Origin of the sequence: Sulfurovum sp. TSL6 (genome assembly GCF_019972115.1) — a bacterium.
Classification (GTDB): domain Bacteria; phylum Campylobacterota; class Campylobacteria; order Campylobacterales; family Sulfurovaceae; genus Sulfurovum.
On the sequence record NZ_BPFJ01000001.1, the window covers coordinates 340,946 to 354,649 of the forward strand.

At 40.0% G+C, this 13,704-nt stretch carries 10 protein-coding genes; 6 read left to right on the plus strand and 4 right to left on the minus strand.

Annotated elements, in window-relative coordinates; translation table 11 throughout:
- Positions 1-7 precede the first annotated feature (7 nt).
- The 5 genes from LDM93_RS01625 to ccsA all read left to right on the plus strand — a co-directional run bounded on the left by LDM93_RS01625 (position 8) and on the right by ccsA (position 10,195).
- Positions 8-748, plus strand: coding sequence for a sulfite exporter TauE/SafE family protein (locus LDM93_RS01625; RefSeq protein ID WP_223890211.1), 741 nt, complete (start codon positions 8-10; stop codon positions 746-748).
- Positions 749-764: 16 nt separating this feature from the next.
- Positions 765-3,593 carry an excinuclease ABC subunit UvrA gene (gene uvrA, locus LDM93_RS01630; protein WP_223890212.1) on the plus strand — a complete coding sequence of 943 codons (2,829 nt, stop codon included), beginning with the start codon at positions 765-767 and terminating at the stop codon, positions 3,591-3,593.
- Entirely contained in the window at positions 3,590-6,280 is a 2,691-nt protein-coding gene (polA, locus tag LDM93_RS01635) for a DNA polymerase I (RefSeq protein ID WP_223890213.1), read from the plus strand. The genes uvrA and polA overlap by 4 nt, the downstream gene beginning before the upstream one ends.
- 1 nt (position 6,281) lies before the next feature.
- Complete coding sequence (locus LDM93_RS01640) at positions 6,282-6,989, plus strand: formylglycine-generating enzyme family protein (RefSeq protein ID WP_223890214.1); 708 nt, start codon at positions 6,282-6,284, stop codon at positions 6,987-6,989.
- A gap of 116 nt (positions 6,990-7,105) precedes the next feature.
- Positions 7,106-10,195, plus strand: coding sequence for a cytochrome c biogenesis protein (gene ccsA, locus LDM93_RS01645; RefSeq protein WP_223890215.1), 3,090 nt, complete (start codon positions 7,106-7,108; stop codon positions 10,193-10,195).
- A gap of 4 nt (positions 10,196-10,199) precedes the next feature.
- Here the strand turns inward: ccsA and LDM93_RS01650 are convergent, their stop codons facing one another.
- On the minus strand, positions 10,200-10,616 hold the full coding sequence (locus LDM93_RS01650; protein ID WP_223890216.1) for a secondary thiamine-phosphate synthase enzyme YjbQ: 417 nt from the start codon (positions 10,614-10,616) through the stop codon (positions 10,200-10,202).
- A gap of 133 nt (positions 10,617-10,749) precedes the next feature.
- Between LDM93_RS01650 and mscL the strand changes: the two genes are divergently transcribed.
- The gene (mscL, locus tag LDM93_RS01655; protein WP_223890218.1) at positions 10,750-11,181 is read left to right on the plus strand and encodes a large conductance mechanosensitive channel protein MscL; all 432 of its coding nucleotides are present in this window, start codon (positions 10,750-10,752) and stop codon (positions 11,179-11,181) included.
- A 120-nt stretch (positions 11,182-11,301) separates the two neighbouring features.
- Here the strand turns inward: mscL and LDM93_RS01660 are convergent, their stop codons facing one another.
- The 3 genes from LDM93_RS01660 to surE form a co-directional block, all read right to left on the minus strand.
- Entirely contained in the window at positions 11,302-12,093 is a 792-nt protein-coding gene (locus LDM93_RS01660) for a DUF3050 domain-containing protein (RefSeq protein ID WP_223890219.1), read from the minus strand.
- A 178-nt stretch (positions 12,094-12,271) separates the two neighbouring features.
- Positions 12,272-12,907 carry a ThiF family adenylyltransferase gene (locus LDM93_RS01665; protein WP_223890220.1) on the minus strand — a complete coding sequence of 212 codons (636 nt, stop codon included), beginning with the start codon at positions 12,905-12,907 and terminating at the stop codon, positions 12,272-12,274.
- Complete coding sequence (surE, locus tag LDM93_RS01670) at positions 12,904-13,683, minus strand: 5'/3'-nucleotidase SurE (RefSeq protein ID WP_223890221.1); 780 nt, start codon at positions 13,681-13,683, stop codon at positions 12,904-12,906. The genes LDM93_RS01665 and surE overlap by 4 nt, the downstream gene beginning before the upstream one ends.
- Positions 13,684-13,704 lie beyond the last annotated feature (21 nt).

Genomic DNA, 13,704 nt, shown 5'->3' on the forward strand with positions numbered 1-13,704 from the left:
AGTGGAAATGATGGTAGAACTTATATTGGTCGGTATTTTTATCGGTACGATGTCTGGCTTTTTTGGTATAGGTGGTGGTATGATTCTTGTACCTATACTTTTAGTGCTTGGTTTTGACACGAAAGTTGCCATCGGTATTTCAATCATGCAAATGGTATTTAGTTCTATTTATGGTTCATTTCTTAACTTCAAAAAAGGTTCTCTTATTATCGGTGAAGGGATCTTTGTGGGTTTCGGAGGTTTTGTAGGAGGATACATCGGAGGGTATGTGACACATGCTGTCTCAGATATAGTACTACAGTTTCTCTTTCTAGGATTATTGATATTTGCACTTTTCAGACTTTTTTTCTCTCAGCATCATGAGGATGACGTGGAGACCAAAACACTGAATAAAGCATTGCTTTTCGGGATTGGACTGGGTATTGGTATCTTCTCTATTACATTAGGTATCGGAGGATCTATCATCCTTACTCCGCTTTTAGTAGGTTTATTGCATTATCCTATAAAAAAAGCGGTGAGTGCAGGATTGTTCTTTGTGGTTTTCTCTTCAGTAGCGGGAATGATAAGCCGACTGACTAGTGGAACGATAGATTTTCACAATGGTCTGATCGTTGCTATAGCTTCACTGATAGGTGTGACAATGGGTATCTGGCTTAAAGATCATGTAACCTCCAAAAATCATAAGATAGCACTTTTAGCACTTTATATGTTTGCTTTAGTTATCTTAATAAAAAAAATGTGGTTTTAATACCTAGGATAAAAGAATGAAGAATGATATGATCAAAGTATACGGTGCAAAAGAAAATAACTTAAAAAATATAAATATAGAGATCCCTAAAAACAAATTGGTCGTAGTGACCGGTATCTCTGGTAGCGGTAAGTCTACACTAGCTTTTTCGACACTTTATGCTGAGGGACAGAGACGTTATATAGAGTCACTTTCCTCTTATGCAAGACAGTTTTTGGGACGTGTAGGCAAACCTGATGTAGATAAGATAGAAGGGTTGACGCCTGCTATCGCGATCGATCAGAAAACGACATCTAAAAATCCGCGTTCTACAGTGGGAACGATCACGGAGATTTATGATTACTTGAGGTTACTTTTTTCACGTGTGGGTGAGCAGCATTGTCATGAGTGTGGAAAGCCTATCTCTTCGATGTCCGCTTCTGACATTATAGAAGAAGTGTTGAAACTGCCTGATGGGGCAAAACTTGTGATCATGGCTCCGCTAGTCAAAGAGAAAAAAGGTAGCTTTGCAGATATGCTGGAGTCTCTTCGGCATAAAGGATATATTCGTGCGATGATCGATGGTGTGATGGTGCGTCTAGATGATGAGATAGAACTTTCCAAAACAAAAAAACATACTATTAAAGTGGTTGTGGATAGAGTTGTCGTCAAAGAAGAGAGCCGTGACCGTATTGGGCAGGATGTGGAAAAAGCACTCAAAGAGAGCTACGGTGAGATGGAGATAGAAGTACTAAATTATGAAGAACTGGATCTAGATAGACAGCACATTCATTACTCTGAACATTTGGCCTGTTTTGACTGTAAACTGAGTTTCGAACCTTTAGAACCGGTGAGTTTCTCTTTTAACTCACCAAAGGGTGCCTGTCCAACCTGTGATGGTCTTGGAATTCGTTATGCTATAGACTTAAAGAAGGTCATTGACCAGGACCTCTCTATAGATAAGGGTGCAGTAAAAATCATGTATGGTTTTAATAAGAGTTATTACACCAAATTTCTCAATGCTTTCTGTGAACAAAATGACATTGACATCAAGATCCCTTATGGTGAACTTGAGTCACACCAACAAAAAGCCATACTCTATGGAAATGGGAGTACGATAGACTTCTTATGGAAACGACATAAGCTCAAACGGGAGTGGCCGGGAGTGGTTAAATTTGCACACGATATGTTCAAAGAGGAAAAAGACCTTTCTGAGTATATGACCGAAAAGGTGTGTGACAAATGTAATGGACACAGACTGCGACCCCGTTCTTTAGCAGTGAAGATAGAGGGGAAAAATATCGCAGATATCATTGATATGCCTATAGACAGATCGTATGCATATTTTGCAGATAAAGAGAGTTTTTCTCACTTGAATGAACAGCAAAAGATGATAGCAGAGTCCATACTGAAAGAGTTGTATGAAAGACTCTATTTCTTGCATGATGTTGGGCTAGGGTACATTACCTTGAGTCGTGATGCAAGAAGTATCTCAGGTGGAGAAGCACAGCGTATACGTATCGCTTCACAGATAGGTTCTGGACTGACTGGTGTCATGTATGTACTGGATGAACCAAGTATAGGGCTTCATGAACGTGATACGATGAAACTCATTCGTACGCTTAACTCTTTGCGAGACAAAGGAAACTCAGTCATCGTTGTAGAACACGATAAAGAGACCATTCTGGCTGCAGATTACATCATAGATATCGGTCCTGGTGCAGGAGAGTTTGGCGGTGAAGTGGTGTTTGCAGGTGATGCAAAGAAATTGGCCAAAGCCAAGACCCTGACTGCAGACTATATGTATGGTAAGAAAGATATCTCTTACTCGCATGATAAGCCTCAAAATGAGTGGATTGAGATCAAAAATGTGACGATCAACAATATCGAAAAACTTGATGCAAAGATCCCTTTGCAAAACTTTGTATGTATTACTGGGGTAAGTGGTAGCGGTAAGAGTTCATTGATCCTTCAAACTTTACTGCCTGTAGCAAGAGAAATACTCAACCATGCCAAAAAGGTCAATAAAGTAGATGGTGTAGAGATCACAGGATTGGAAAAACTTGATAAAGTCATCTATCTTGATCAAAGCCCAATAGGTAGAACACCTCGTTCCAACCCTGCAACCTACACAGGTATCATGGATGAGATACGCAAACTTTTTGCCCAAACCAAAGAGGCAGAACTTCGAGGGTATAAGATAGGACGTTTTTCATTTAATGTCAAAGGCGGACGCTGTGAGAAATGTCAGGGAGATGGACAGATAAAGATAGAGATGCACTTTTTACCGGATGTGTTGGTCTCTTGTGATGCCTGTGACGGTACGCGTTACAATGCACAAACACGTGAAGTGTTGTATAAAGGGAAGTCTATCTCAGATGTTCTTGGTATGAGTGTAGGCGAGGCTCTGGAATTCTTTAAAGCGATTCCAGCTATTGCAGTCAAGCTTAAGACATTGACAGATGTTGGACTTGATTATATTACGTTGGGACAAAATGCTACCACACTTTCAGGAGGAGAGGCGCAACGTATCAAATTGAGTAAAGAATTGAGTCGTAAAGATACGGGTCAAACCCTTTATGTTTTAGATGAACCTACTACAGGGCTTCACTTTGCGGATGTGGACAGACTTACAGGGGTGCTACACCACTTGGTGGAACTAGGCAACTCTGTCGTCGTCATAGAACACAATCTTGATATGGTCAAAAATGCAGATTACATCATTGACATGGGACCAGAAGGCGGAAATAAAGGTGGACTTATCATCGCTACAGGATCTCCTGAAGAGGTGGCCAGCGACTATAAAAAAACAGGGTCATATACGGGTGAATATTTGGCTAAAGAATTAGAAGGAAAAACAGTATGAAAACCATTACGATTATAGACACATTCGGATTTTTCTTTCGTTCCTATTTTGCACTTCCTCCTCTGCGTAATTCGGATGGATTTCCTACGGGGCTTTTAACCGGTTTTGCCAATCTTGTGGACTCTTTGCATCGTGACCATAGTACTGATTATCTGGTTTTTGCTTTGGATGCAAAAGGCAGAACATTCCGTAATGATCTCTATCCGGAATACAAAGCCCACCGTGAGGCAGCACCGGATGATCTGATTAAACAGCTTCCTGTTGCTATAGAATGGATAGAACAAATGGGTTTTGCCAATCTCTCAAGAGAAGGATTTGAAGCGGATGATGTCATCACGACGGTTACAAAATTTGCAAGAGAGAAAGGGTTAAAGGTACGTATAGTATCACATGATAAAGATCTCTATCAGATGATCGATGATGGCGTAGTGGTCATGTATGATTCTGTCAAAAAGCAAGAAGTAGATGAACAGGCATGTGTGGATAAATTCGGTGTACGCCCTAAAGACTTTATCAATTTTCAAGCCATACTGGGGGACAGTTCAGACAATATCCCCGGTGTAAAAGGGATAGGAAAAGTAGGTGCATCGAAACTTATCAATCAGTATCATACACTTGAAGCTATCTATGATGATATTGAGAATTGCGGTACACCGCGTATACAGAAACTTCTTTTGGAAAGTAAAGATAAAGCATTCTTATCCCGTGAATTGGTTACCATGAGAACAGACGTTTTTAAAGACATCGATGTGGAAAGCTTTGTCTTTGAAGACAAGAATTACCTCTCTTGTCTACTCGAAGAGTTTGAAAAGTATGAGATGAAGCAAGCCATCAAAAAAGCGAAAGTAGGGCTGGAAGAAACAGACTGTCCGGTAGTAGAAAAACCAAAAAGTCCAGGTCTCAGTTTTGAAGCAGTTACGTTAGACAGTAAAGAGAAGCTAAACAGTGTAATAGAAAGCATAGATAAAGATGCGATAGTGGCCTTTGATACAGAAACCACAGGACTGGATACTAAAGTAGCCAAACTGGTAGGGTTCAGCTTCTGTTTGGATGCCCAAAAAGCATACTATGTACCTGTGGGGCACAATTACCTGGGGGTAGAAGCACAGGTAAGTCTTGATGATGCGATCAGCGCACTCAAAAAGCTAATGACATTCCAGGTCGTGGGACAAAACCTTAAATTTGACTTTTCGTTACTCTATAACCAGTTTGATATGGAGCCGATCATACCCTATGCAGATACGATGATCATGGCATGGCTTTCAAACCCTGGAAGTAAAGTGGGGCTTGATACACTTGCCAAGACATTTTTCAAATATGAGATGAAGCCTTTTAAAGAGATGGTTAAGAAAGGAGAAGATTTCTCAGCAGTTTCTATAGAGGATGCTACTTTTTATGCGGCAGAAGATGCGTGGATGACCTATCTTCTCTATGGCGCGATCAAAAAGAAAATGGAACTCTCTTCACTCACTCCTCTTTTGAAAGAAGCTAAAAATGTAGAGTATCCGTTTATGAATGTTTTGATACGTATGGAACGTCTGGGTATTAAAATAGATCCTTCTAAACTGGAAGCACTTCAAAAAACACTCAGTGAAGATCTTGCTACCTTGACTTCAGAGATCTATGAACTCAGCGGATCTGAGTTTAATATCAAATCGACACAACAGTTAGGCGTAGTACTCTTTCAACAACTGGGACTCAAAGGCGGGAAGAAAACAAAGACAGGATACAGTACCAATGAAGCGGTATTAAGTTCACTGGTCGGGGAACATCCTATTATAGAAAAGATCCTTGAGTACCGTGAATATCAGAAGATACTCTCTACCTATGTGGACCCTTTGCTTAAGCTGGCCAATAGCGATGAGCACAGTCGCATCTATACTTCTTTTGGTCAAACGGGTACAGCGACGGGACGTTTAAGTTCACGTGATCCTAACTTACAGAATATTCCTGTGCGTTCAGCACTCGGACGCTCGGTAAGAGAAGCTTTTGTAGCTAAAGAGGGCTATAAATTGATCAGTATTGATTACTCTCAAATAGAACTTCGACTTCTTGCACACTTTTCAAAAGATGCCGCTCTTATGGATGCTTTTAATAAAGGCGTAGATATTCACCTAGCGACTGCGATTAAACTTTTTGGAGAAGATGAGGCTAAAGAAAAACGGAACTTGGCAAAATCTGTCAACTTTGGTCTACTCTACGGTATGGGACCGAAAAAACTCTCTGAAGATGTAGGAATAGCACAAGTAGAAGCCAAAGAGATCATCAAGAACTACTTTGCATCGTTCCCTACAGTCAAAAGTTTTCTTGAAGGTATTCAAGAGCGTGTCAAGATAGACGGTTATGTGGAAACCATACTGAAAAGAAGACGTATATTTGATTATGAGAATGCCAACGGGATGCAAAAAGCAGCCTATATGCGTGAATCAGTCAACACCGTTTTCCAAGGAAGTGCCGCAGACCTTATAAAACTCTCTATGAATCAGATAGACACGATGATACGTGAAGAGAACCTGGATGCATTTATGCTATTACAGATACACGATGAACTTATCTTTGAAGTGAAGGAAGAAAAAGTAGAAGAGATCTCTAAACGTTTTGTACATACGATGGAGAATGTATTGGAGTTGGATGTTCCATTGGAGTGTTCCGTAAGTGTAGGCGATAGCTGGGGAGAGTTAAAGTAATATGTTGAAATCATATTTTGATGATAATTTTGTTCAGCTTCCTCGAGGGTCATTTCTTATGGGGTCTGATGACGCACTTGCCAAAGAGAGAGAAAAACCTCTGCATGAAGTGCATATCGACTATGATGTTGCTATGGCCAAGAGGCAGGTGACGGTAGAAGAGTATATGCTCTTTGCACAGGCCACAGGAGCAGAAGTACCTGAAGAGCGACATGAACATCTTGGTTTTGATGTACCTGTAAGACGTGTTCGTTATCATGATGCGAAGGCGTATTGTGCATGGAAGACACAAAGAGATGGTGTAACCTACAGACTTCCTACAGAAGCTGAATGGGAATATGCCTGCAGGGCGGGAAGTACAGGAAATTATTGTTTTGGTGATGAGGTAACAGAATTTGGTGACTATGCCTGGTATGCAGATAACTCAGAAGGTGTGACGCATGATGTCGGTACAAAAAAGCCAAATGCATGGGGATTGTACGATATGCACGGAAATGTATGGGAGTGGTGTGCAGACTGGTACAGTGAAAATTATGACCATACACCTACAGATGGATCAGCCTATAAAATATCCAATGAAAAAGGCAGGGTCCTACGTGGCAGTTCCTGGAATGGAAGTGCTGAGAACAGCCGCTGTTCTTCCCGGATCAATCTGGGCTCTGGCGGACGCAACTATTTTGTAGGGTTTCGTGTACTGATAGAACTATAGTTTCGGTCTCTAATGCAACACTGATCAAATAATAAGAGTAAAATTATATTAATTAACAAATGGTTAACATAGATCCGTTATAATCCTTTTACTTAATTGACAAGGGGATATGAGAGATGAAGTATATTTTTTCCATGAAAATGGCTGTGTTTATGTTGTTTGCGTTTGGTGCACTGGTGGGGACCGCAACGTTTATAGAAAATGACTATGGTACGCAAACAGCTAGAGCACTGATCTATAAAGCACAATGGTTTGAAGTTTTTTTGGGCTATTTTGTGGCTATTCTTGTTTACAACATCATCAAATATAAAAGCTATAAAACCAAACCTGCTGTTTTCCTCTTCCACTTTTCATTTCTAGTCATTGCATTAGGGGCACTTGTGACACGTTACATAGGATACGAAGGTGTCATGCATATACGTGAAGGAGATTCAAGTCATACGATGCTTTCAGATGCAAAGGTTTTGCAAATCCATGCTACAGAAGGTGAGAAGAGTGCAACGTTTGAAAAAGAGCTTTACTTCTCAACGATGACGGACAATGATTTAACTGAGACTCTTACAGTTGGAGATAAAAAAGTACAAGTAGAATTACTCAAGTATTTACCCACAGCACAGGAAAAAGCAGTACCGTCTGAAGAAGGAAAAAAACTTTTAGAACTGAAGATCTCAACAGGTCAAAAAGGTGAAATATACTATATTGCAAAAGGTGAAAGAAAAGACTTCGGCGGTTTTTATCTAGGATATGAGATCGAACCTACGACCGATAAACCTACTTTCCTTATAAAAGAAGAGGGTAGCGACTATAAAGTGCATTTTCCTTTTGTACTGAAGACACTTAATATGAACGATAGAAGCTCAGGTGAATTGAATGCAGGTGAAAATGAGTTTAAGAACAGAATGTTATACCGATTTGGATCAAATGCTATCGTTTTGAAAGATATACATGAAAAAGCTATTGTGAAGTTGGACTCTCATGATATCAAGACCCAAAGAGGTCAGGCTGAGTATATGCAGTGGAAAGTAAGTGTAGGAGATGAGAGTAAGATCATTACGACTCGACCGTATCAAGGTAAAAGCGGAAAAGTAAAACAAATGGAACTCAATGGCGTACACATTGATATGCATGTAGGGGCGAAGCTAATAAACTTGCCATTTTCTATCAAGCTTGAAAACTTTGAATTAGAGCGTTACCCAGGTTCTATGACACCTGCATCCTACTCCAGTGATGTAGTACTGATCGACAAAGAACAAGATATCAACATGCCGTATAAAATCTATATGAACCACATTCTTGACCATAGAAACTACCGTTTCTTCCAGTCATCCTATGACCCGGATGAAAAAGGTACAGTGCTTTCTGTGAACCATGATCCGGGAACTCTGCCTACATACATTGGATATATATTGCTGACGATTGGGATGATCTGGTCTCTGTTCTCACCTAGCGGAAGATTTCAAAAACTTCTTAAGGGAGCAAGAAAATTACAGACATCTGCAGCAGCAGTAGCTATGGTCGCTCTTTTGGCACTCAGTCCACAAAACCTGAATGCAGCATCTCCTACTATTGATGAAGATATGCTCAAAACAATGCAGTCCTATGATGCTGAGCATGCAAGGAACTTTGGAAAAATTGCAGTACAGGATCATCAGGGGCGTATGAAGCCTATGGATACGGTTGCCCATGATGTTATCGCTAAGATCACGGGAAGATCAGTACTTTTTGATCTAGAGCCTACACAAATGCTACTTGGAATGATCATGCAGCCTGAACTTTACCAAAATGTACCGATGATCAAAGTGGGACATAAAAAGATCGCTGTGACACTCGGATTTCCTGAAGATACAAAATATGCAAAATTTACAGATTTCTTTTCACAGGCAGATAACAGCTATAAGATCTTTTCAGCCGTCACAGAGGCCAGTCAGAAGAAGCCGCTTGAAAAAACACAATATGACAAAGAACTCATCAAGATAGACGAAAGGGTCAATGTTGCTTTTATGGCCTATCAGGGTTCTCTTTTACGTATTTATCCAAAACCCAATGATGCCAATAACAAATGGATGGCACCTCTGGATGCGATTAAAGCATTTCCCAAAGAACAGTCTGATGCAGTAAGAATAAGTATTGCTGCATATTTCCAAATGGTAGCACAGGGATTAAAAACAGGTAATTGGGCCAATGCAACTATTGCACTTAAAGGTATACGTCAGTACCAGGAAAAGTATGGATCCGCTGTGATACCAAGTCAAAATCATATAGATATGGAGATCAAATACAATAAATTTGGACTCTTTGGAAAACTTGTACCTTTATACTTGATCTTAGGTCTTTTACTTTTAGTGTTTGCCTTTATCAATGTGCTTAAACCGGCATTCTCTATGAAATGGATCATGCGTATCGCATTGGCAGTGCTTATAGTAGGATTTGCTATGCATATAGTCGGATTGGGTATACGTTGGTATATTGCAGGACATGCACCTTGGTCTAATGCCTATGAATCCATCGTGTTTATCGCTGCTTCTACAGTTCTTGCCGGAGTGATCCTGGCTAGACATTCGCCGTTTGCGTTAGCGGGTACAGCCATTTTGGCAGGTGTGACCATGGGTGTAGCACATATGAACTTCATTAACCCGGAGATCACTAACCTTGTACCTGTACTTAAGTCATATTGGCTCATGATACATGTGGCAACCATTATCTCCGGTGATGGTTTCTTCGGATTGGGTTCTATCTTATCACTTTTAGTCCTTATACTCTATATCATCAGAGGAAAAAATGGTAGTGAAAATATTGACCGTTCCATCAAGGAGTTGACAAACCTTTCAGAAATGGGGCTTATCATAGGTCTTTTCCTTTTGACCATAGGGAATTTCCTTGGAGGTGTTTGGGCAAATGAAAGTTGGGGACGCTACTGGGGTTGGGATGCTAAAGAGACCTGGGCTGCAGTGACCATTCTCATTTATGCTACAGTACTTCACTTAAGATTCATTCCTGCATTGAAGTCAAACTTCATTTATAATGTATCGGCTACATGGGCATACTCAACAGTGCTTATGACATACTTTGGTGTAAACTATTATCTCTCAGGCTTACACTCCTATGCAGCGGGTGATCCAGTGCCTATCCCTATGTGGGTATATTATGCAGTTGCAGGATTGTTTGTATTGACACTTTTGGCTGCTAGAAATAGAAAGTTAAACTAAGCCCTTAACCATAGTATGTCACTACAATACGGCGGTTTCCGCCGTAATCTCTGTGTTCTCCAAGATAGATCCCCTGCCAAGTACCAAGATTCATTCTACCATTGGTTATAGGAATGGTCAGTGAATTTCCAAGCATTGAAGCTTTGATGTGTGCTGGCATATCATCTGCCCCTTCGTAAGTGTGGATATAGTAGGGCTTGTCATCAGCAAGTTCGGTAAAAAAGTTCTCCATATCCTCACGTACAGTAGGGTCGGCATTTTCATTGATGCTAAGTGAAGCACTGGTATGTTGGATAAAAAGGTGTAAAAGTCCAGTCTCAATAGAGGGTATAGAAAGTAGCGCTTTTTCTATCTCTGAAGTAATGAGATGAAAACCTTTAGTCTTTGCTGATAGTGTGATCGTCTCTTGATATATAGCCATACTGAAGTATACTATATTTAACTATTTTTTTATCCTTATACCATAACATGAAGGTATTGACTTATGCTTTTAAGACCTATCTCTTCTCCTTTGTATTATAATTTATGATCTTATACTATCAAAAAGGACAAGCATGTTAGAAGAGTTTAAAAAGTTTCTGATCAAGGGAAATATGGTAGATATGGCAGTTGGTTTCATCTTTGGTGGGGCTTTCGCTACAGTAGTAAAGTCTATGGTTGCAAATGTAGTGATGCCTCCAGTTGGATTACTTATGGGAAGGGTTGACTTTTCTCAACTTTTTATAGCACTTGATGGCAACACATATGAAAGTATGGCTGCGTTAGATAAAGCAGGTGCACCGGCGATAAAATACGGTATGTTCATAAATGATGTGATCTCATTTGTGATCCTTGGTTTTGTGGTATTTATGTTTATTAAATCGTACAATAAACTCAAGGAGCCTGAAACAGCTAAAACACCGACGACAAAGATATGTGGTGAATGTGCCGAGACTATTCCTCTTGCGGCAAAAAAATGTGGATACTGTGGCAATACGGACGTCTAAGAGATAATATATTCCCGTCTCTCTGTACACATTTATTGTAGGATTAATTTGAGCCTAAGATAACAGTGCTCAAATTTTAATGAAAGCCTTATAACTATATAAATTTATAAGGTTTATGTTTTAGGCTGATTTCTTTTTACTTTCTTCAATCGCCAACAAAACACCATCCCAGAATTTTATTCTGGCTTTGATCGCATGGAGAGCAGCTTCTTCGGCTTCTGCAATCTTTTCTTCATTTCCTTCACATAACAGGTCCAGCATACGTAAAGACATGGGTCCATGATGATCTCCATCAAGCTCTATATGGCGATCCAAATAATAATGAAATACTTCTGCTTCCTCACGTGATATTTTCATTTTATCAAGCAGTGCACGGAACATTTCCGGAATAATATGTTCTCTACCTAAAGCAAATGCTGCAGCAATAACGTGAGGCTTATCGCTATGAACAAAGTTAAATGTCGTTTCCATAAATTCTTTTGCCGGAGAAGGAATTTCAATCGTTTTTAGCGCAGTTTCCAAAGAGTCTGACGTCATTTTGTCTATAAAGGCGTTAATCAGCGTATCGCTCCCTTTTCTTACTTCTTCCATAGCTGATCTATAAAGATTAAAATGACTTGTGTAAGTGGGAGTTCCATCTTCTAGAGGAATACCCTCATCTGATTCTTCTTCTAGAACAATGTCATTGATAAAACGCTGTACCTGTGCATCACCATGAGGAAGCCATGGGGTGCTTGCCGGTGCAATTTTATTTTGCAAGTATTTAACCAAGGACATAAAATCCCAAACCGAGTAAATGTGATGTTGCATAAAGATGGTTAAATCATCCATGTCTGTCACTGCTGCATAAACTGGGTGCGTAGCAAGTTCTTTTCTTAGGCGTTTTACATTTTCAAGTGGGAAAGTTGTCATAGGTCATACTCTTTTTTTAGAAATTAGTCTAACCAAAATATGTTAAAAGGAAATGAAAATGAATGCGTATGCAATGATGAAATTGTATTTCTTCATTACGTGTGTATTTGCCACATGAAATATGCTTTTCTTAAAGGAATTGCATACACGAATCATGTGGTATTTTCATATTAGAAAACTACTTGAGGATCCTCTTTATCGCTTCAGAGCAAACGGTCAGCCCTACAGCCCCTGTAACCGCTACACAGGAACCTTTTTCTTTACATTTATCCTCTTCAGGTGAAAATACGACAGTAAAGTTTCTGTCAAATTTTGCTTTTTTGAGTTCGTTGCGTATTTTTCTAGCGAGTGCATCACCGTGCGTTTTCCAAATGGATGTGACTTCTATTTTATTGGTGTCATAACGTTTTGCTGAACCGAGTGCCATGATGAGTTTCTTATAACATTTTTTAGCGACTTCTATTTTTACCTTTGTCGTATCTGCTGCATCTATGACGATGTCATAAGGTTCAAAATCAAACTCTTGTACCCAGGCCATTGTCATATGCTGATGGATAGTTTTGACACCTGGGTAAAGATCTTGCAGACGGTCCACTTTAACCATGCCTACTGCTTCTGAACCTATCTGTCTATTCTGGTTGGTCTCATCATAGACATCATAATCCAAGATAGTAATGTCACTTACACCTGAACGGTAGAGACAGTCAAGTGCATAGGAGCCTACACCGCCTACACCCAGTATGAGTATCTTGGCTTTTTGCAACTTTTCAAAGTTTTCATCTCCAAAGAGCATGCGACAACGCTGAAATCTCATAGCCACGCATCCAAAGATTTGATATCGTCATGGCTTGTCATGTCTAGCTGTACAGGGGTGATAGAAACATAACCATCGTTAATCGCTTCAAAGTCTGTAACGTGACCGGTTGTTTCCATCCATCCTAAAGCGGGTAAACCTATCCAATAGTACTCTTTTCCCCGTGGATTATGATGTACTTCTGCATGGTGTGCATAAAGACGGTTCCCTGCACGTGTCACTTTAAAACCCTTACACTTTGAAGATGGCATAGGCGGGATATTGATATTTAAAAATTTACGTGGAGGCAGAGGAAACTCCTTTGCAAATATTTTTTCTACCAAAGTGACGATACTTTGCGTTGCCAGATCATATCCAAACTCTTTGATGCTCTCACCTTTGTCTTTATAGACTTGAGAAATGGCAATACCCGGAATACCTTGCAGTACGGCTTCCATTGCGGCTGATGCAGTACCGGAGTATGTGATGTCCTCACCCATATTGGCACCTATATTGATGCCTGAGATCACAATGTCCGGTCGTCTCTCTTTAGTAAAGATCTTGTTGAGCGCGAGAAAAACACAATCGGTAGGTGTACCGTCATCTAGCTTATAAAAATCCTTTTCAACTTCTACAAAATTGAGAGGTCTGGTCAATGTCAGTGAGTGTCCACATGCTGATTTCTCTGTGGTGGGTGCTACAACGCTGACATGACCTAAAGGTTTGAGTGCTTCAACCAGTGCTACAAGTCCTTCAGACTCAAAGCCATCATCATTAGTGACTAATATTTGCTTCATTTACTATACTCTATCTGTAGA

Bases quoted from the DNA above. Each gene is read 5' to 3' on its own strand.
- LDM93_RS01625 (WP_223890211.1), top strand. From the start codon at position 8: ATGATGGTAGAACTTATATTGGTCGGTATTTTTATCGGTACGATGTCT.
- uvrA (WP_223890212.1), top strand. From the start codon at position 765: ATGAAGAATGATATGATCAAAGTATACGGTGCAAAAGAAAATAACTTA.
- polA (WP_223890213.1), top strand. From the start codon at position 3,590: ATGAAAACCATTACGATTATAGACACATTCGGATTTTTCTTTCGTTCC.
- LDM93_RS01640 (WP_223890214.1), top strand. From the start codon at position 6,282: ATGTTGAAATCATATTTTGATGATAATTTTGTTCAGCTTCCTCGAGGG.
- ccsA (WP_223890215.1), top strand. From the start codon at position 7,106: ATGAAGTATATTTTTTCCATGAAAATGGCTGTGTTTATGTTGTTTGCG.
- LDM93_RS01650 (WP_223890216.1), bottom strand. From the start codon at position 10,616: ATGGCTATATATCAAGAGACGATCACACTATCAGCAAAGACTAAAGGT.
- mscL (WP_223890218.1), top strand. From the start codon at position 10,750: ATGTTAGAAGAGTTTAAAAAGTTTCTGATCAAGGGAAATATGGTAGAT.
- LDM93_RS01660 (WP_223890219.1), bottom strand. From the start codon at position 12,093: ATGACAACTTTCCCACTTGAAAATGTAAAACGCCTAAGAAAAGAACTT.
- LDM93_RS01665 (WP_223890220.1), bottom strand. From the start codon at position 12,907: ATGAGATTTCAGCGTTGTCGCATGCTCTTTGGAGATGAAAACTTTGAA.
- surE (WP_223890221.1), bottom strand. From the start codon at position 13,683: ATGAAGCAAATATTAGTCACTAATGATGATGGCTTTGAGTCTGAAGGA.